General features: G+C 38.5%; 16 protein-coding genes and 1 riboswitch. Of the genes, 3 read left to right on the top strand and 13 right to left on the bottom strand.

All coding sequences use genetic code 11. From position 1 onward, the window contains the following. Positions 1-13: 13 nt before the first annotated feature. A complete protein-coding gene (locus PQ459_01870; GenBank protein ID WDF47241.1) occupies positions 14-637 on the bottom strand; it encodes an HAD family hydrolase in 624 nt (207 codons plus the stop codon). Then, positions 634-1,860: an imidazolonepropionase gene (gene hutI, locus PQ459_01865; protein WDF47240.1), complete on the bottom strand. Its 1,227-nt coding sequence runs from the start codon at positions 1,858-1,860 to the stop codon at positions 634-636. The genes PQ459_01870 and hutI overlap by 4 nt, the downstream gene beginning before the upstream one ends. A gap of 200 nt (positions 1,861-2,060) precedes the next feature. On the opposite strand from hutI, the gene PQ459_01860 reads away from it, so the two are divergent. Continuing rightward, positions 2,061-2,663 (top strand): hypothetical protein, encoded by a 603-nt coding sequence (locus tag PQ459_01860; GenBank protein ID WDF47239.1) that lies wholly within the window; start codon positions 2,061-2,063, stop codon positions 2,661-2,663. Between the two features lie 34 nt (positions 2,664-2,697). Here the strand turns inward: PQ459_01860 and metF are convergent, their stop codons facing one another. From metF to PQ459_01825, 7 genes are all read right to left on the bottom strand, one after another. Continuing rightward, on the bottom strand, positions 2,698-3,657 hold the full coding sequence (gene metF, locus PQ459_01855; GenBank protein WDF47238.1) for a methylenetetrahydrofolate reductase [NAD(P)H]: 960 nt from the start codon (positions 3,655-3,657) through the stop codon (positions 2,698-2,700). 37 nt (positions 3,658-3,694) lie between these two features. Further along, on the bottom strand, positions 3,695-6,358 hold the full coding sequence (gene metH / locus PQ459_01850) for a methionine synthase (GenBank protein WDF47237.1): 2,664 nt from the start codon (positions 6,356-6,358) through the stop codon (positions 3,695-3,697). A 76-nt stretch (positions 6,359-6,434) separates the two neighbouring features. Continuing rightward, entirely contained in the window at positions 6,435-7,445 is a 1,011-nt protein-coding gene (locus tag PQ459_01845) for a homocysteine S-methyltransferase family protein (GenBank protein WDF47236.1), read from the bottom strand. Between the two features lie 64 nt (positions 7,446-7,509). Continuing rightward, positions 7,510-7,764: a hypothetical protein gene (locus PQ459_01840; GenBank protein ID WDF47235.1), complete on the bottom strand. Its 255-nt coding sequence runs from the start codon at positions 7,762-7,764 to the stop codon at positions 7,510-7,512. Positions 7,765-7,791: 27 nt separating this feature from the next. Continuing rightward, the gene (locus PQ459_01835; protein ID WDF47234.1) at positions 7,792-8,952 is read right to left on the bottom strand and encodes an O-succinylhomoserine sulfhydrylase; all 1,161 of its coding nucleotides are present in this window, start codon (positions 8,950-8,952) and stop codon (positions 7,792-7,794) included. Positions 8,953-9,034: 82 nt separating this feature from the next. Next, a complete protein-coding gene (locus tag PQ459_01830; protein ID WDF47233.1) occupies positions 9,035-10,573 on the bottom strand; it encodes a homoserine dehydrogenase in 1,539 nt (512 codons plus the stop codon). Beyond that, a complete protein-coding gene (locus PQ459_01825; GenBank protein ID WDF47232.1) occupies positions 10,573-11,520 on the bottom strand; it encodes an alpha/beta fold hydrolase in 948 nt (315 codons plus the stop codon). The genes PQ459_01830 and PQ459_01825 overlap by 1 nt, the downstream gene beginning before the upstream one ends. Before the next feature lie 52 nt (positions 11,521-11,572). Next, positions 11,573-11,680: riboswitch (SAM riboswitch) on the bottom strand. A 162-nt stretch (positions 11,681-11,842) separates the two neighbouring features. On the opposite strand from PQ459_01825, the gene PQ459_01820 reads away from it, so the two are divergent. Beyond that, entirely contained in the window at positions 11,843-12,649 is an 807-nt protein-coding gene (locus tag PQ459_01820; protein ID WDF47231.1) for a glucose 1-dehydrogenase, read from the top strand. Positions 12,650-12,899: 250 nt separating this feature from the next. Next, positions 12,900-15,506 (top strand): glucosidase, encoded by a 2,607-nt coding sequence (locus PQ459_01815; GenBank protein ID WDF47230.1) that lies wholly within the window; start codon positions 12,900-12,902, stop codon positions 15,504-15,506. Between the two features lie 99 nt (positions 15,507-15,605). Here PQ459_01815 and PQ459_01810 read toward each other — a convergent pair whose 3' ends face one another. The 4 genes from PQ459_01810 to PQ459_01795 are packed head-to-tail and all read right to left on the bottom strand — an operon-like array spanning position 15,606 to position 18,791. Further along, the gene (locus PQ459_01810) at positions 15,606-16,025 is read right to left on the bottom strand and encodes an OsmC family protein (protein ID WDF47229.1); all 420 of its coding nucleotides are present in this window, start codon (positions 16,023-16,025) and stop codon (positions 15,606-15,608) included. A gap of 25 nt (positions 16,026-16,050) precedes the next feature. Then, the gene (locus tag PQ459_01805; GenBank protein WDF47228.1) at positions 16,051-17,373 is read right to left on the bottom strand and encodes a DUF58 domain-containing protein; all 1,323 of its coding nucleotides are present in this window, start codon (positions 17,371-17,373) and stop codon (positions 16,051-16,053) included. 7 nt (positions 17,374-17,380) lie between these two features. Then, complete coding sequence (locus PQ459_01800) at positions 17,381-17,749, bottom strand: four helix bundle protein (protein WDF47227.1); 369 nt, start codon at positions 17,747-17,749, stop codon at positions 17,381-17,383. A 46-nt stretch (positions 17,750-17,795) separates the two neighbouring features. After that, complete coding sequence (locus PQ459_01795) at positions 17,796-18,791, bottom strand: MoxR family ATPase (protein WDF47226.1); 996 nt, start codon at positions 18,789-18,791, stop codon at positions 17,796-17,798. Positions 18,792-18,794: the final 3 nt, after the last annotated feature.

The raw sequence follows: 18,794 nt of genomic DNA, 5'->3' as shown, positions 1-18,794 counted from the left end.
GCTTTTTTGTGGACTAATATTTTAATAAATCTTCGAATTTTTCTATTTGATATTCAGCATTTTCTATTTTTCCAAAACCATAAGCGGCATAAATAAAATCGACGCCAGCTTTGTCGGAAGATTCTTTGTCCCAAATCGTATCGCCGACATAGACTGGGTTTTGAAGGTCATTTCTTGTGACAATCAATCGAATGTTTTCATCTTTTGGCAAACCCCGATTTCCAAAACATTCGAAATCCTCAAAATACGGATTGAGGTCGTAAAAATCCAAAAAGCTCTCGATGTAGCCCGAAAGACAATTGCTGACAATGAAAAGACGATGTGTCTTGCTGAGTTTTTCTAAAGTTTCTCGGACGTCTGGGAATAATCTTCCGCCCGACTCATTGAGATATTTCTTCTCTCGCGTGCTGTAAATAGTTTCAAAATTCTGAAGTTTTTCTTTCGGAATAAAATTGAAATGTTGGGCAAAAATATCATCCATCTTCATCCCGGAAAAATTTCTGATGTCCAAAGCGTTCAAATTAATATCAAAACCAATTTCCACAATGCTGTCATTAAAGGCTCTGACAACGGTTTCCGAAGCGTCCCAAAGCGTTCCGTCCAGGTCAAAAATTAGACTGTCTCTTTCTTCTATCATAAAATCGATTTTCCGTTGATGTAAACTTTTGAAGGTTTTAAACTTCCTTGGTTGTAAAGTATATTTTGAAAATTACCTGTTTCGTAAGTGATGAAATCTGCTTTTTTACCTTTTGCCAAAATTCCTCTGTCTTCTAAATCCAATGCATAAGCAGCACGGAAAGTTATTGCCGCCAAAACCTCCGCAGTAGTCAATTTCTGATAAGTTGCTAAGATTGAGGCTTGCGTCACGAGATTTCCCATTGGTGCAGAACCTGGATTCCAGTCTGTTGCGATGGCTAGAATTCCGCCTTTGTCGAGGATTTTTCTGGCTGGTGAAAATGGTTCGCCCAAACCTAAACTTGCGCCTGGAAGTGCAATCGCAACGGTTTCTGAATTGGAAAGAAATTCAATATCTTCATCAATTGTTGCTTCCAAATGGTCGGCAGACTTGGCACCAACTTCCACCGCAATTCTCGAACTTCCGGCCGTGAATTGGTCGGCGTGAACGGTGATTTGAAATCCTAATTCTTTGGCTTTCAAAAGGAAATTTTTACTTTCTTCCGGCTGAAAAGCTGATTTCTCAATGAAGATATCAACTCTGTTTGCGAGGTTTTCTTCTTTTACTTTTGGCAAGATTTCATTAAGAATATAATTAAGATAATCCTCGGAAGAACCTTCGAAATCTCTTGGCTTCAAATGGGCGGAAAGGCAAGTGGGAATCAAGGTGGCTTTGGTTTTTGCCTGAGCTTTTTTGATGGCTCTCAACATTTTCAGTTCCTCGTCGAGATTCAGTCCGTAACCACTTTTAATCTCGATGGTCGTGATGCCTTGATTTAATAAAATATTGATGCGTTCAAGAATTCCATTAATCATATCTTCCTCGGAAGCTTTTCTGGTGTGTTGCACGGAACTCCAGATTCCACCGCCAGATTCGGCGATTTCTAGATAGGTTTTTCCTGCATTTCGCATTGCAAAATCATTAGCCCGATTTCCGCCGAAACAAATATGCGTGTGTGCATCCACAAAAGCAGGAAGTGCAATTTGTTCATTTTTAATCAAATCGATTTCTGAATTTGGAAATTTTTGTTTTAGAACTTCGAAGTTATCAACTTCGAGAACAATTCCTTCTTCGGTCAAAATTCCGCCATCAATGATGATTTCCAATTGTTCGTTATTTAATTTTCCCTTCAATAGAAGATGGTTGAGTGTGATGATTTGTTTGAATGGTCCTGATAATTTCATATTAAAGCTTGTGATGTTAAAATAAAGTTTTTGAAAAAAATAATGTCTCGAATCGATTAAAACATAGGTGTGAATTAAACTTATTTTATATGTAGATATTTGAGCATTTTATTTAATTTTACATAAACTTAATAATTATGACTCAAAAATTTTTTTTGCAAAAACTTTTTCTTTTGATGGTGATTTGTATTGTAAATCAAATGTACTGTCAACAAAATTACAAAATCTACACTGGACCGCTCGCTTCTGTAAATACAGAATTTAAAAGTTTGGGAAATAATGTTATTGGAAGTCCATACTTGACTGCTAATTTCGTTACTGCTACTGTAGGAGACTCAACTGAAGAAGTGCAAATCCGTTATGATGCGTACTCAGATAAGATAGAAGTACTGAAAGAAGATAAAGTCTATGAAGTTCCAAAAAGTGAGGACTTATCTAAATTTAAGTTGAAAACAACGGGCGTTGTCATCGTTTATTTGAAAGATTATGATGGTTATTTTTTCAGACTGGTTGAAGGTAAAAATCAATTACTAAAAAAGGAAAAAATAAAAATCCAGGTTACCAAATCATCTATCGAACCTAATTCATTAATTAAAGAAGGCTATTCCAAATTCGAGAGAATAAGTCCCACCTATTTCATTGTATCCGACCAGAAAATAATGAAAGCACCAAAAAACAACAAGGAATTACTAGGCTATTTTCCTGAGAAAAAACCAGAATTAGAGGATTTTATGAAAGCCAATAAAATAAATGTAAAGCAAGAAGAATCCTTAGTAAAAGTGATTACTTTCCTTAACAAATAAAAAAAGAGATGCAAATTTGCATCTCTTTTTAGTTCTAGAAAACTTCTCTTCCAATTTTCAAAATATTATCGCTTTTCCCCATCGAATAAAAATGCAGAACCGGAATTCCAAAATCCAACAATTCTTTGCATTGGTTGATGGCCCATTCTATCCCGACTTCGCGTACATCGCTGTTGGTTTTGCATTTCAAAACTTCAGAGATTAAATTCTCAGGCAAATCGATTTTGAAAACTTGTGGCAACATTTGCAAATGACCTTTGGTAGCAATTGGTTTGATGCCTGGAATAATTGGAACATCAATTCCGATTTCTCTGGCTTGTTTTACGAAGTCAAAGAATTTTTGATTGTCGAAGAACATTTGAGTGACAATGTAATCTGCGCCAGCTTCCACTTTTTTCTTCAACATTTGAAGGTCATAATTCATAGAAGGTGCTTCGATATGTTTTTCCGGATAACCTGCGACGCCGATGCAGAAACTACTATTTTCCTCACATTGGACGATTTCCTCGTGAAGGTATTTTCCGGTTCCTAAATCGTGAATTTGTTTTACCAAATCCGAAGCATATTTGTGTCCTCCTTTTGACTGCTCAAAGTATTTTTCACCTTTCATAGCGTCGCCTCGAAGAGCAACAATATTATTGATTCCCAAATACATACAATCCACCAGAAGATATTCGGTTTCTTCTTTCGTAAATCCTCCGCACAACACGTGTGGAACTGTATCTACGTTATATTTATTTTGAATCGCGGAACAAATCCCCAAAGTTCCAGGACGCATTCTTGTGATTTTGCGCTCCATCAAACCGTTTCCTCTTTCAAGAAAAATGTATTCTTCACGAGAAGTCGTCACATCTATAAATGGAGGTTTAAATTCCATCAACGGGTCAATGTTTTTATATAAATCGGCAATTCCAACGCCTTTTTGGGGAGGAACAATTTCGAAAGAGAAAAGCGTTTTGCCGTTTGCGTTTTTTATATGGTCAGTAATTTTCATTATTTTAATTCAAAATTCAAGGTTTAAAATTCAAAGTCTAATCAGCCAAATTCGGGCTCAGCCATTTTCTCGCATATTCCAAATCGACATCTTTTCTGTCGGCATAATCTTTCAATTGGTCTTCATCAATCTTTCCAACGCCGAAATATTTTGATTTTTCATTACCAAAATAATAACCGGAAACTGCTGCAGTTGGCCACATCGCTAAACTTTCGGTTAAAGTCACTCCGATTTTTTCATCAACTTTAAGCAAATCCCAAATCGTCAATTTATCCAAATGGTCAGGACAAGCCGGATAGCCCGGAGCGGGACGAATTCCCAAATATTTTTCTTTAATCAAATCATCGTTGGTCAAAGTTTCGTTTTCTGAATAACCCCAATATTCGGTTCTGACTTTTTTGTGGAGAAATTCTGCGAAAGCCTCTGCAAAACGGTCGGCCAAAGCTTTTACCATAATTGCATTGTAATCGTCCATTTTATCTTCGTATTCTTTCGCCAATTCATCCGCACCAAAACCTGTGCAAACGCAAAAAACACCGATATAATCTTGCTTTGCTGAATTTTCAGGCGCAATGAAATCTGACAAAGCGAAATATTCTTTGCCCTCAGATTTTTTATGTTGTTGTCTCAAAGTTCTGAAAGTCGAAATCACATTTTGATTCTCATCATAAACCACAATATCATCACGTTCAGTCGCATTTGCAGGGAAGATTCCGAAAATACCTTTGGCTTTGAAACTTTTTTCTTGAAGGATTTTCTTGAGCATTGCTTTGGCTTCATTAAACAAAATCGTCGCCTGTTCGCCAACCACATTATCCGTCAAAATATCTGGGAATTTCCCAAACAATTGCCAGCTTCTGAAAAATGGAGACCAGTCGATAAATTCTACCAATTCGTCTAAATCTTGGTCTTCGATAATGGTGATTCCTAATTTATTTGGCTTGTGAATCTCTTCATTTTCCCAATCGATTTTGAATTTCTGTTTTCTCGCTTCATCAATTGTCACGTATTCTTTATCAACTTGTCGATTCAGGAATTTTTCACGGAAATCGTCATAATCTTTTTTCAATTCCAAAGAATAAACGCTGGATTTATCCTTATTTAAAAGTGAACTTACAACACCGACAGCTCTGGAAGCATCGTTCACGTGAACAACTGTATTTGCATATTTCGGAGCGATTTTAACAGCTGTGTGCGCTTTGGAAGTCGTTGCGCCTCCAATTAATAATGGGAAATTAAGATTTCGTCTTTCCAATTCCGAAGCGAGGTGAACCATCTCGTCCAAACTTGGTGTAATCAATCCGCTTAGACCAATGATATCCACTTTTTCATCAATCGCAGTTTGAATAATTTTATCCGCCGGAACCATCACGCCGAGGTCAACGATGTCGTAATTGTTGCAACCCAAAACCACACTCACAATATTTTTTCCAATGTCGTGAACGTCGCCTTTTACGGTTGCCATCAGTATTTTACCGTTAGCTGGTCTAGTTCCGTCTTTTTCAGCTTCGATGAATGGTTGCAAGTAAGCCACTGCTTTTTTCATTACTCTAGCCGATTTTACAACCTGAGGCAAGAACATTTTTCCACTTCCAAAAAGGTCGCCTACAACGCCCATTCCAGTCATTAGATTAACTTCGATGACGTGAAGTGGTTTTTCTGCCTGCAATCTTGCTTGTTCAGTATCTTCCTCGATAAAACGGTCAAGTCCTTTGACTAAGGAATGTGTGATTCTATCTTGCAAAGGCATTTCGCGCCAAGCCAAATCCTCGGCTTTTTCTTTTTTGGTTGATTTTACTCTTTCGGAATAGTCTAACAGTCTTTCAGTTGCATCGTCTTTTCTGTCGAGCATCACGTCCTCGACCAATTCCAGCAATTTTTTCGGGATTTCGTCATAAACTTCCAACATCGTGGGGTTTACGATTCCCATATTCATCCCCGCTTTTATCGCGTGATAAAGGAAAACGGAATGCATCGCTTCACGCACAGAATCATTGCCTCGGAAAGAAAATGAAACGTTGGAAACGCCTCCACTCACGGAAGCATAAGGAAGATTGGATCGAACCCAACGCGTCGCCTCAATGAAATCAATGGCGTTTCTGCGGTGTTCTTCCATCCCAGTTGCAACAGGGAAAATATTCAAATCGAAAATAATATCTTCTGCCGGAAAGTTGAGTTGATTGACCAAAATATCATAAGAACGTTTGGTAATTTCCAATCTTCTCTCAAAATTATCAGCTTGCCCAACCTCATCGAAAGCCATTACAATCACCGCGGCGCCGTAACGTTTGATTGCTCTGGCGTGTTTGATGAACTCTTCTTCACCTTCCTTTAAACTGATGGAATTCACAACCGCCTTTCCTTGAACAACTTGTAATCCCGCTTCCAAAATTTCCCATTTCGAGGAATCAATCATAATTGGAATTCTGGAAATATCTGGTTCCGAAGCAATTAAGTTTAGGAATTTTATCATTGAGGCTTTTCCGTCAATCAATCCGTCATCGAAATTGACATCCAGGATTTGTGCGCCGCCATCTACCTGATGACGTGCGATATCCAGCGCTTCGGAAAATTTTTCTTCCTTAATTAAGCGAAGGAATTTTTTAGAACCGGCCACATTAGTTCTTTCGCCAACGTTGATAAAGTTGGATTCGGGTGTTATAATTAGAGGTTCTAGACCTGATAATTTTAAGTATTTCATAAGTTAATTTACCAATGTAATAATCTACCAATGTAGCAATCTTGAGCTCGCAACTTATTGGTAAAGTGATACATTGTTATATTGTTACATTGATTGTCCTAGGTTCGTAGTTATTTGCCAAATCAGCAATCGCTTTGATATGTTCCGGCGTCGTTCCGCAACAACCACCGATAATATTGATTAGTCCTTTTTCCAGATATTCCTGCACCTGCTCAGCCATTTGACTTGCCGTTTCATCATATTGACCGAAAGCGTTCGGTAAACCGGCATTTGGATAAGCTGAGATTCCGAATTCTGATTGAGAAGAAATCGCTTCCAAATAAGGCGTGAGTTGTTTTGCACCCAAAGCACAATTGAATCCTACACTCAATAAGTTAAGATGAGAAACAGAAATCAGGAAAGCTTCGGCGGTTTGTCCGCTCAAAGTTCTTCCGGAAGCATCGGTAATCGTTCCGGAAACCATAATCGGGATTTTGATATTTCTTTCTTCCTGAATTTGGTCGATGGCGAAAAGTCCAGCTTTTGCGTTCAATGTGTCGAAGATGGTTTCTACCAAAAGAATGTCGGAACCGCCGTCCAGCAAAGCTTCTGCCTGTTGTTTGTACGCAATTCTCAGTTCGTCGAAAGTGATTGCGCGATAACCTGGGTCGTTCACATCTGGACTTAAACTTGCTGTTCTGTTGGTTGGTCCGATGGAACCTGCAACAAATCTTGGTTTGTCGGGATTCTGAGCGGTGAATTCGTCGCAGACTTTGCGGGCGATTTTGGCTGACTCGTAATTCAGTTCATAAACTAAATCTTCCATATGATAATCGGCCATTGCAATGGTAGTTCCGGAAAAGGTGTTTGTTTCGATGATGTCTGCGCCGGCCAAAAGATATTTTTTGTGAATCTCTTCAATCGCTTCGGGTTGCGTCAAAGAGAGCAAATCGTTGTTTCCTTTGAGTGAGGATTCCCAGTCTTTAAAACGCTCACCACGATAATCTTCTTCTGAGAAATTGTAGCGCTGAATCATTGTTCCCATTGCACCGTCCAAAATCAGGATGCGTTCGGAAATGGCTTTATATAATTGTTCTGAATTTTTCATTATTTCATTTTTTATCATTGCTAAGAAAACGACGAGGTATTACATATATATCAGAAATGGTTTATTAATCATTTTTATTCCATTTTCCCTTCTCTATTTGATACACAATAGGTTCTTTACTATATCCATTTTCAAAAATATAAATCCTTTTACAATCGACACATCTGACGACTAAACTCATATCCTGATGTAATTTTTCCGCATCAACAACTCCATAATATTTATCATAATCTCTGTCTTCGATTAATAATAATTGATTTGGACTTGGTATATCACTTAGATTGATTATGTTTCCGCACTTACAAATATATTTAGGCATCTTAATTATAGATATGTAAGTAAAGTTTTAATCCAAAGCCTGTTTCAAATCGTTGATAATGTCATCGATATTTTCTAATCCGACGGAGCAACGCACCAATCCGGCGGTGATTCCGACCTCGTTCCGCTCGTCATCGGAAAGCTTGGAATGCGTTGTGGAAGCGGGATGCGTGACAATCGTCCGCGTGTCGCCAAGGTTTGCGGAAAGAGAACACATCTTGATTCGGTTGAGGAAATTGCGACCGCCCTCGATGCCGTTTTTGACTTCGAAAGCGACGATGTTTCCACCTAATTTCATTTGTTTTTTGGCGATTTCGTAGTTTGGATGAGATTTCAGGAAAGGATATTTTACCAATTCCACGTTCGGGTGATTTTCTAGAAACTCGGCTACTTTGAGTGCATTTTCGCAATGTTTCTCGACACGAATCGCCAAAGTTTCCAAGCTCTTGCTCAAAACCCACGCGTTGAACGGCGACATCGCAGGACCTGTGTTTCTTGCGAAAAGATAAATCTCGCGAATCAAATCGGCTTTCCCAACGGCAACGCCACCAAGGACACGACCTTGACCGTCAATGAGTTTCGTTGCGGAATGGACGACAATATCTGCGCCGTACTTGATTGGCTGTTGCAAGTAAGGCGTTGCGAAACAATTGTCTACGATGAAAATCAGTTTGTGTTTTTTTGCGATTTGTCCGAAAAATTCTAAATCTAAAATTTCGATTGCGGGATTTGTCGGCGTTTCCAGGTACAAGATTTTTGTATTTGGTTGGATGTATTTTTCAATATTCTCGGCGTCTTCTGCTTTAAAATAAGTGGTTTCGATGTTCCATTTTGGGAAATATTTCGTGAACAATGTGTGCGTGGAACCGAAAACCGACTGACAGCTAACGATGTGGTCGCCAGCGTTGAGCAAGGTCGCAAATGTGGAATAAATCGAAGCCATTCCTGTCGCAAAAGCGTAACCGGATTCTGCGCCTTCCATTTTCACGATTTTATCTACGAATTCTGTGACGTTCGGATTGCTAAAACGGCTGTAAAGATTCTTGTCTTTTTCCTCCGCAAAGCTTGCGCGCATATCTTCTGCATCTTCGAAAACGAAGCTCGAAGTGAGGTATAAAGGCGTGGAATGCTCGTCAAACTGAGTTCTTCCGGTTTGGGTTCTGATGGCTAATGTTTCGAAATTTTCCATAATTTAATGTAACAATGTATCAGTTTAGCAATTTACCAATGTCATTGTTACATTCTTTACATTGGTATATTGGTACATTAATTTACTTTGTTTCGCTCAGTCTTAAAATATCTCCGAAAACGCCTCGGGCAGTCACTTTTGCTCCGGCTCCGGCGCCCATAATGACGATTGGATTTTCGCCGTAACTTTCGGTGTAGATTTCGAAGATGGAATCTGAACCTTTCAATTGTCCGAGTGCGGAGTTTGCTGGAACTGAAATCAATTTCACGTCCAGCTCTCCTTTTTCTTCATGAAGATTTCCGTGCAAATCGCCGACGTAACGCAGAACGTGGTCAGGCTTTTGTTTTTCTTTGATGTTTTGATATTCTGAATCTAATTCTTCCAGTCTGGAAATGAATTCATCTTTGTTGATGTCCAAAAGGTTTTGTGGAACAAGATTTTGAATGTTAATATCTTGGAACTCATTAATCAAATCTAATTCTCTTGCCAGAATCAACAATTTTCTTGCAACATCATTTCCTGATAAATCTTCGCGTGGGTCTGGTTCTGTGAAACCTTTTTCCATCGCTTCTCGGATGATGACGGAATATTTGTCATTTCGGAGAGAGAAATTATTGAAAACATAGCTCAAAGTTCCGGAAAAAACACCTTTGATTCTGGTAATGTTTTCGCCTGAAAGATGGAGAAGTTTAATCGTGTCAATTAACGGTAAACCTGCGCCGACATTCGTTTCGTAAAGATATTTCTTTTTGTTTTTCTCTAATAATTTTCTGAAATCGCGGTATTCTGAAATTGGTAAAGTATTGTAAATTTTGTTGGAACCAACGACATCAAAACCATTTTCTACAAATGTCGGATAATGTTTTACAAAATCTTTGCTCGCTGTATTATCGACCATCACAAGGTTTTCCAAGTGATGCTCTTTGGCGAACTCAACCAGTTTTTCTATGCTTGATTCTGTTTGAGAAAATTTGATTTTCTGTCTCCAGTCGCTTCCGAAACCGGCTTGGTTGAAAGCGATTTTTTTAGAATTTGCAATCGCAACGATTTTTAAATCGACTCTTTTTCTTTTCAGAATTTCATAAGCCGAATCTAAAATTTGTTCTACCAAAGTTCCGCCGACATTTCCGTGGCCAATCAAAGCGAGATGAACAGTTTTTGGTTTTCCGTAGATTTCGGTTTCGATGATATTTTTGGTGATTTCGGTTTGGTTTTCGGTCACAACAATGTTCACTCTTCCGGCAGACGCGATTTGACTTAATAATAAAGGGAAAATCTTGTTGCGCTGAAGTTCTGATAAAATCTTATTGTAATTATCCGAAACAAAACCGATAACACTAAGACTATCAATACTATAAATATTATTAACGTGACCTTCCTTCGTTTCCTGTTCGAATTCTTTTTTCAAAAACTTCACCGCATCTTCTGCATCCACTTCATCGACAAGAACAGAAATTCCGTTTTCTATCGCTTGCTGGGAAATAACGCCAACGCTGATTCCGCCTCCATTTAAAGCTTGAAAAATGCGTGAATCCACGCCGATTTGTCCGAGGAAATTTTTTCCTTCGAAGTTGACTAAAGCTTTGTTTCTATAAATATTAATTGCGTTCTTGTCTGTCATCAGTTCAAAAAAATGGGTGTTAAAATTGTGTTCAGCTGTTCATATTCCATTAGGAAAGCGTCGTGTCCGTGGATGGATTTGATTTCGTGGTGGTGAACGTTTTTGTTTTTATCTTTTAAAAAATCGTAAGTATTTTTAATCTCAAAAGCCGGATAAAAAAGGTCTGAATCGACTGAAACCAAATGGATTTCTGCATTGATGTTTTCCAGTTCATTTTCCTTTCCGTTGATGTTCATCAAAAGGTGATTGACGAGCTTATAAGCTTTTAAACTAAATCTTTCGTTCAATCGGTTTCCGTGAAAGTTGAGCCAGTCGTGGGACTTTAAAATCTGCTTTTCAGAATCTGTTTCTCTTTTAAATCTTAAGTTGAGAGATTCCGGTGTTCTGTAGCACAACATTGCGTGAACTCTGGCTTTTTCCAATGGTTTTTCTTCTGATTCCAAAAGATATTTCTGAACCAAACATTGCGAATGCAACCAATCCGAGGTTTTGAAATCTGTTGCAATGGGGATGAATCTTTCTGCTAAATTATTTTCCAAAGCCAACATTTCCCAGCCGATAGAACCGCCAACAGAACCGCCGACTAAAGCGAACAGTTTTTCGATTTTCAAAAGCTTCAAACCTTCGATGAAAATTTTGGCGATGTCTTTAACGATAAAGTTTTCATAATCATCAATGAAAAATCCGTCGAAACCGTTTCCTGGAATGTTGAAACAGATTACGGTAAATCGGTTTGTGTCGATTACTTTTCCGTCTCCGACCAAGGTTTTCCACCAGCCATTTTCGCCGGCTACATCGGAGTTTCCTGTGAGCGCGTGGTTTATCAGAATGATGGGAGCAGAATACAGTTCTTTTCCAAAAAGCTGATAGCTTAATGGAATATCATAAACCTTTCCGGCTTGTGTCGTGAAATGTAATGTCTGAAGATGTTGTAACTTATTTTCCAATTTTATCTGATAAAAAATTGAAAATGCTACGGGGAAATGTAGAATAAATGTTTGGTTATCTTTTCCCGAATAAATTGGGATAGAATTTAGCACCTTCTTCGTTTCCGAAGGGTTGCCAAGGTTTCACAGAGTCTAATCTCTCCACCTTTCTCGATAACATTTTCAATATGTAAATGAACAATTCTGACTGCAAATATACTTCACAAAGTTTACTTTTTCCAAATTTCGATTGAAATTTCTAAAATAATTATTTGTTAATATTCTATTTTCCCAGAACTTGCGTATAATATTTGTATTAAAAATTTCTTTTTACAAATAAATTATGGAAATCAATCTTAATAAACAAGTCGCCATCGTAACGGGTTCCAGCAGTGGAATCGGGAAAGGAATTGCTATTAGTTTGGCAAAATCGGGCGCCATTACCATCATAAATCATTCATCTGAACATTCTCGTCCGGAAGCGGAGGAAACTTTGAAAACCATTGAAGAAAATGGTGGCGAAGGTTTTATCATTCAATGTGATGTGAGCAAGGAAGACCAAGTTCAGGCAATGTTCAAAACCACAATTGAAAAATTTGGAACTGTTGATATTCTTGTGAATAATGCTGGTTTGCAACAAGATGCATCTTTTATCGATATGACTTTGGCGCAATGGCAAAAAGTAATTGATGTGAATTTGACCGGACAATTTCTTTGTTCGCGAGAAGCTATCAGAGAATTTCTGAAACGCGGAATGAATGAAAAATCGAAAGCTTTGGGGAAAATCATTAATATCAGTAGTGTTCACGAGACGATTCCGTGGGCTGGACACGCGAATTATGCTTCCAGTAAAGGTGCCTTGAGAATGTTGATGCAGACTTTGGCTCAGGAATATGGGAAGGATAAAATCAGAGTTAATAATATTTGTCCTGGCGCGATTCAAACGCCAATCAACAAGCCGGCTTGGGACAACAAAGAGTCTATGGATGCGCTGATGACGCTGATTCCATACGACAGAATTGGGCAACCGGAAGACATTGGAAATTTAGCCGTATTTTTGGCGAGTGATTATTCGGATTACATTACGGGAGCGAGTATCTATGTGGATGGTGGAATGACGACGTTGGAGAGTTTTGCGGATAACGGGTAGTTTGGTTTTTGGTTGATGGTTTTTAGTTTTTGGAATTTTAAAACTTGAAAGAAATTACAAACCCTCAACATAGCCCCGATGGGAACGGCATCCTTTTTTTGCTTTTGAGAAAGTTCTCTTTTGGATAACAAATGGTCTGAGCAAAAAAAGATATAGTGGACAGCGGGTTGGAAACGTGGAACAAAGGTAGAAACGTGATGCTCCTAAATTGGAAAAACGAATAATTATTCTTTAAAATAATTAGAAACATATGAACGAGGAAGAAAAATTGAGGAATCCGCGTTGGAAGAAATGGGGACCTTACGTGAGCCATCGCCAATGGGGAAATGTGCGGGAAGATTACAGTACAAACGGCGATGCGTGGGGATTTACAGGCCACGACACAGCAGAAGCGTGGACCTACAGATGGGCCGAGGAAGGCATCGCAGGAATCTCGGATGAGAAGCAACAGATGTGTTTTGCCTTCTCATTTTGGAACAAAAAAGATATTAGAATTAAGGAACGTTTTTTCGGGCTGAGCAATCATCAGGGAAATCACGGGGAAGATATAAAGGAGATTTTTTATTATTTAGACAATACGCCGTCTCACAGCTATATGAAGATGGTTTACAAATATCCAATCAATGAGTTTCCGTACGAAGAAATCATCAATGTGAATGGTCAGCGTTCCAAAAATGAGATGGAATATGAAATTATTGACACGGGAATCTTCGACAACGATGAATATTTTGACATTTTCATTGAGTATGCAAAAGCCGGCGAGGATGATTTTTTAATCAGAATCGATGTTCATAACCGAAGTGATAAACCTGCGCCTATCGTGGTTTTGCCAACGGTTTGGTACCGAAACAATTGGGTTTGGGGTTACAATGATTACAAGGCGAATCTTGGTTTTTCCAAGCAAGGTGAGATTGATATTCACCACGACAGCATCAGCATCAAGAAATTATATTCCAGAAACAGAAATGTGGACGCTTTGTTTTGTGAAAATGAAACGAACAGAGCGCGACTTTTCAATCTTCCTAAGACGGAAGGATTCTTTAAAGATGGAATCAATCAATATATTACGAAAGGTTTAGACACCATCAATCCTAAAAAAACTGGAACCAAAGCGTCTTTGCATTGCGAAGAAATCGTAGAAGCGCACAGCAACAAGGTTTTCGAGTTCCGATTGTCGCCTCATATTATGGAGGATGCGTTTTGGGATTTTGATGAAATTATCAACCACAGAAAGCAAGATTCGGATGATTTCTACGCGAACATCCAGAAAGATATTGAAAACGAAGACGAACGAAATGTCCAAAGACAGGCTTTTGCAGGTTTGCTTTGGAACAAACAGTTCTACCATTACAATGTCGGGAAATGGCTGAAAGGGGACCCGAATTTCCCGATTCAAAGAAAAGGCTACGTCCGAAACAGTGATTGGGAACATCTTCACAACAAAGACATCATCTCGATGCCCGACAAATGGGAATATCCTTGGTATGCGACTTGGGATTTGGCTTTCCATTGCGTGAGCTTCTGTGTGATTGATTCGGAGTTTGCTAAAAATCAATTGATTACACTGACGAAAGAATGGTATATGCACCCAAACGGGCAAGTTCCTGCTTATGAATGGAACTTCGATGATGTGAATCCACCGGTTCACGCGTGGGCAACTTTCCGGGTTTTCAAAATCGATGAAAAAAACAATGGAAAACCGGATTTGGCGTTCTTAGAAAGGGTTTTCCAAAAATTATTATTGAATTTCACTTGGTGGGTCAACCGAAAAGATTACAACGGAAACAACATTTTTGGTGGTGGATTCTTGGGTCTAGATAATATCGGAGCCTTTGACCGTAATATGGAATTCAATGAAGGTGAGCATTTGGAACAAGCCGACGGAACCAGCTGGATGGCGATGTATGCGCTGAATATGATGCGTATTTCTATGGAATTGGCAATTCACAATCCAGTATATGAAGATATGGCCATCAAGTTTTTTGAGCATTATCTTTATATCGCAGAAGCGATGGAAAATATCGGTGATGGGAAGCAAGGACTTTGGAATGAGGAAGATGGATTTTTCTACGATGTGCTTCAGCTTTCCAATGGAGACAGTGTGAGTTTGAAACTTCGAAGCATCGTTGGATTGATTCCGATGTTTGCGGTAGAAGTCGTGGAACACAGTATGTTGGAGAAATTGCCACAGTTTAAAAAACGAATGGAATGGATTCTGAAAAACAAGCAAGACCTGACGAAACTCGTGTCCCAATGGTACGTGGAAGGCGAAGGAAACAAGCATCTTTTGAGTATTCTAAGAAAAACCAGACTGACGAAAGTTCTAACAAGATTGGTGGATGAATCCGAATTCCTAAGCGATTATGGAATCCGTGCGATGTCCAAATTCTATGAAGAAAATCCGTTCCGATTTACCGTTCACGACCAGGAACACATTGTTTATTACACGCCTGCAGAAAGCGACAGTCGAATGTTCGGAGGAAACAGCAATTGGCGCGGACCAATTTGGTTTCCGATTAACTTCCTAATTGTCGAGAGTTTACAGCGTTTTCATTTCTTTTTCGGTGACGCATTGACGATTGAATATCCGAAAGGAAGTGGCGTTCAAAAGAATCTGGAAGAAGTTTCCAAAGACATCAGCGACAGACTTTGTGGCATTTTCCTAAAAGATGAAAATGGAAACAGAGCATTCAACGGTGGTGTTGATAAATTCAATAACGACCCGCATTTCAAGGATTACATTATGTTCTTCGAATATTTCCACGGTGACAATGGCCGAGGCGTTGGTGCTTCGCATCAAACCGGATGGACTTCTACGGTAGCGAAATTGATTCAGCCGAGGTTGACGCATCGATAAGTTGGAGAGTTGGAGTGTGTTAGAGTTTGGGGGATTTTTTTTAATTCTCTAATACTCTAATGCGCTCTGACACTCAAACTCTCCCACTCTCAAACCCTATTACGCAAGCTCTCCGTTGACGTGGACTTCGTAAGTGATTTCTACGTTTGGTTCTAATGTTTTTGAAACCGAGCAATATTTTTCGAAAGATAATTCTCCTGCTTTCTTCGCTTTTTTCGGGTCGATTTCGCCTTCGAGGAAGAATTTTACTTTGATGGATTTGAAAGGCTTTGCTTCATCCACCTGAACTCTTTCGCCCTCGACTTCTGCTTTGAAATCGGTGATGGTTTGGCGTTGTTTTTTTAATATTGAAACGACATCAATTCCGCTACAACCAGCCACTGCCATTAATAAAGATTGCATCGGCGAAACTCCTTTTGCACCTGGCAAAGTTGTATTATCGAGTAAAATTGAGTTTCCTTGTTCATTGGAACATTCGAAAAGGAAATCGTCGTTGATTCTATTGAGTGTAATTTTCATTATTAAATTTTAATTAAGTTCAAATTTACAAAATTCCTCTTGCTTTTATCTCCAGATATTTATTGATGACATCTATGTTGAGATTTTCTGGCAATGTATAAATGCTGTAAATTCCATATTTTCTGAGTTCCTGAATAATCAGTTTTTTTTCGAACTCGAATTTTTCCGCAATGATTTCGTCATAGATTTCCTGCATATTTTCAGGATTCTTATTAAGCAAATTATGAACTTCGGAATTTTTAAAAAAAATAACCACGAGAAGATGGTTTTTGGCAATTCCTCGCAGGTATTTCATCTGTCGATTCAGTCCATCCAACGTTTCAAAATTCGTGAATAATAAAACTAAACTTCTTTGATTCAAATGAAATTTCGTTTCCTGATAAAGTCTTCCAAAATCACTTTCGAAGAAGTTGGTTTGAACATTATAAAGCGCTTCGGAAATCTTTTTCAGTTGTCCGGATTTGTTATCAGCAACGACTTTGTTCTCAGTTTTTTTTGAAAACGTCATCATTCCAGCGCGGTCACCTTTTTTCAGAATAATGTGCGAAAGCGCCATCGTCGCATTGATGGAATAATCAAGTAAACTCAATCCGTTGAAAGGCATTTTCATCGTCCTGCCTTTGTCGATGAGCATCATAATTCGCTGAGACTTCTCGTCCTGAAACTGATTGACCATCAATTTGCTGGATTTTGAAGTCGCTTTCCAGTTGATACTTCGGATGTCATCGCCCTGAACGTAATCGCGAATTTGCTCAAATTCCATCGTGTGTCCCAATTTTCGGATTTTCTTGATTCCGCCGAGCATAAATTCGTTTTGAAGTGCCATCAATTCATATTTTCTGAGATGAATGAACGATGGATAACTTGCCAACTTAGCATCTTTCTGAAAAGTAAATCTTCTGGAAACCAAACCAATTGGTGAATTGACGTAAACATTCAGATTTCCAAAACTGTATTCGCCACGTTCTTTCGGCTCGAGAATGTATTCGAAAAAAGTGTTGTTTCCGCTTTCAATCTCTTTCTTGATTAAGAAATCTCGCTTCTGAAACTGAAACGGAATTTCATCAATGATTTTTGTATTAATATTAAAATTATAGTTATTTCTAATATCAACTTTTACTGAGTTTTCATCGCCATTGGATAATTTTTCGGGCAAAATTCTTTGGGCGTTGATGCCTTCTTTATTAATGAAAAGAATTAATCCATCAATCGCCGTCAACACTAAAACAAAAATCAATAAGGAGTTGGCAATCCACATCATCACCGGAAAGAAAAACGCCAACACATAGCAGATTCCAACGCCGAAAAGGGCGAAGAAGAATTTGTTATTTAGGTATAAGGATTTCATCAAGGTTTTAGGTTGTAGGGTTTGAGTCTTTTAATGAATTAATTAAACCATTAATCATTTTAGAAATTTCGATAATATTAAAACTAAGGGTTTCGAAAATAGTGTCGTCAATAAATCCCAGGTTTTTAGAAATGATGATTTGAGTTTCTATTTCGCTACAACTCCCCCTCGCTATTCGTAAAAATTGTAGATAATCGGCTTTACTTCTTCTTGTGTTTCCTTCTGCAATATTGCTTGGAACAGAAACGAAGGCTCTTCTCAATTGTGAAGTCAATCCATAAATCTCGTTTGAAGGAAATTTCTCAGTAATCCTGTAAATTTCTGTCACTAAATTTATCGACTTCTGCCAAACAATTAATTCTTTAAAATGAGCCATAATCAACGAAACTAAAAACTACCACCTAAATTCTACTACCTAATTACTATCTTGGAACTTCAATACTTTCCAGAATTTGGCGAATGATTTCGTCCGCTGTCAAACCTTCCATTTCGCGTTCTGGAGAAACAATAATTCTATGTCTCAAAACTGCAAAAGATGCTTCTTTAATATCTTCCGGCGTTACAAAATCACGACCACGAATTGCGGAAAAAGCTTTACTCGCAGTCAACAAAGCCAAACTAGCTCTTGGGGAAGCTCCTAAATATAAAAATTGATTTTCTCTTGTATTGACAATGATTTTCGCAATGTATTCCAGAAGGTTTTGTTCAACGACAATTTCTTTTACCAACTGCTGATATTGTTTCAGTTGATGTCCGGAAATCACGGTTTGAACCACGTCGGTTTTATCTTCTAATCTGTTGTTATGTTGGTTTTTAATGATTTCAATTTCCTGTTCCAGATTTGGGTAACCGACTTCAATTTTGAATAGAAAACGGTCAAGTTGCGCTTCCGGCAATCTGTAAGTTCCCTCGTGCTCAATAGGATTTTGTGTTGCAACAACCAAGAATGGTTCTTCCATTTGGTACTTCACGCCATCCATCGTGATTTGTTGCTCTTCCATCACTTCGAACAAAGCGGATTGCGTTTTTGCAGGCGAACGGTTGATTTCATCAATCAAAATAAAATTTGAGAAAATCGGGCCTTTTTTAAATTTGAAATCCGCTTCTTTCACATTGAAAACGGAAGTTCCCAAAATATCCGATGGCATCAAATCCGGCGTAAACTGGATTCTGCTGAAATCTACAGAAATGGTTTTTGCCAATAATTTTGCCGTAATGGTTTTTGCAACGCCGGGAACGCCTTCTATCAAAACGTGTCCGTTGGATAAAAGCGCCACCAACAAATGCTCAATCATATTTTCCTGACCGATGATGACTTTTCCGATTTCTGCTTTTACGCGTTCCAGATTATTTCGCAAGTCCGTCATATCCAGCCTTGACTGGAATTCGGGGGCTTGATTTTGGTATTGTTCTTCCATAAT

This window comes from Chryseobacterium sp. KACC 21268 (genome assembly GCA_028736075.1).
GTDB lineage: Bacteria > Bacteroidota > Bacteroidia > Flavobacteriales > Weeksellaceae > Epilithonimonas.
Note: the sequence above shows the minus strand (reverse complement) of the source record. Positions and strands in the feature narration are given on the sequence as shown.

What these genes read in the sequence shown, in the direction of transcription:
- PQ459_01870 (WDF47241.1), bottom strand. Translation starts at nt 637, where the DNA reads ATGATAGAAGAAAGAGACAGTCTAATTTTTGACCTGGACGGAACGCTT.
- hutI (WDF47240.1), bottom strand. Translation starts at nt 1,860, where the DNA reads ATGAAATTATCAGGACCATTCAAACAAATCATCACACTCAACCATCTT.
- PQ459_01860 (WDF47239.1), top strand. Translation starts at nt 2,061, where the DNA reads ATGTACTGTCAACAAAATTACAAAATCTACACTGGACCGCTCGCTTCT.
- metF (WDF47238.1), bottom strand. Translation starts at nt 3,657, where the DNA reads ATGAAAATTACTGACCATATAAAAAACGCAAACGGCAAAACGCTTTTC.
- metH (WDF47237.1), bottom strand. Translation starts at nt 6,358, where the DNA reads ATGAAATACTTAAAATTATCAGGTCTAGAACCTCTAATTATAACACCC.
- PQ459_01845 (WDF47236.1), bottom strand. Translation starts at nt 7,445, where the DNA reads ATGAAAAATTCAGAACAATTATATAAAGCCATTTCCGAACGCATCCTG.
- PQ459_01840 (WDF47235.1), bottom strand. Translation starts at nt 7,764, where the DNA reads ATGCCTAAATATATTTGTAAGTGCGGAAACATAATCAATCTAAGTGAT.
- PQ459_01835 (WDF47234.1), bottom strand. Translation starts at nt 8,952, where the DNA reads ATGGAAAATTTCGAAACATTAGCCATCAGAACCCAAACCGGAAGAACT.
- PQ459_01830 (WDF47233.1), bottom strand. Translation starts at nt 10,573, where the DNA reads ATGACAGACAAGAACGCAATTAATATTTATAGAAACAAAGCTTTAGTC.
- PQ459_01820 (WDF47231.1), top strand. Translation starts at nt 11,843, where the DNA reads ATGGAAATCAATCTTAATAAACAAGTCGCCATCGTAACGGGTTCCAGC.
- PQ459_01815 (WDF47230.1), top strand. Translation starts at nt 12,900, where the DNA reads ATGAACGAGGAAGAAAAATTGAGGAATCCGCGTTGGAAGAAATGGGGA.
- PQ459_01810 (WDF47229.1), bottom strand. Translation starts at nt 16,025, where the DNA reads ATGAAAATTACACTCAATAGAATCAACGACGATTTCCTTTTCGAATGT.
- PQ459_01805 (WDF47228.1), bottom strand. Translation starts at nt 17,373, where the DNA reads ATGAAATCCTTATACCTAAATAACAAATTCTTCTTCGCCCTTTTCGGC.
- PQ459_01800 (WDF47227.1), bottom strand. Translation starts at nt 17,749, where the DNA reads ATGGCTCATTTTAAAGAATTAATTGTTTGGCAGAAGTCGATAAATTTA.
- PQ459_01795 (WDF47226.1), bottom strand. Translation starts at nt 18,791, where the DNA reads ATGGAAGAACAATACCAAAATCAAGCCCCCGAATTCCAGTCAAGGCTG.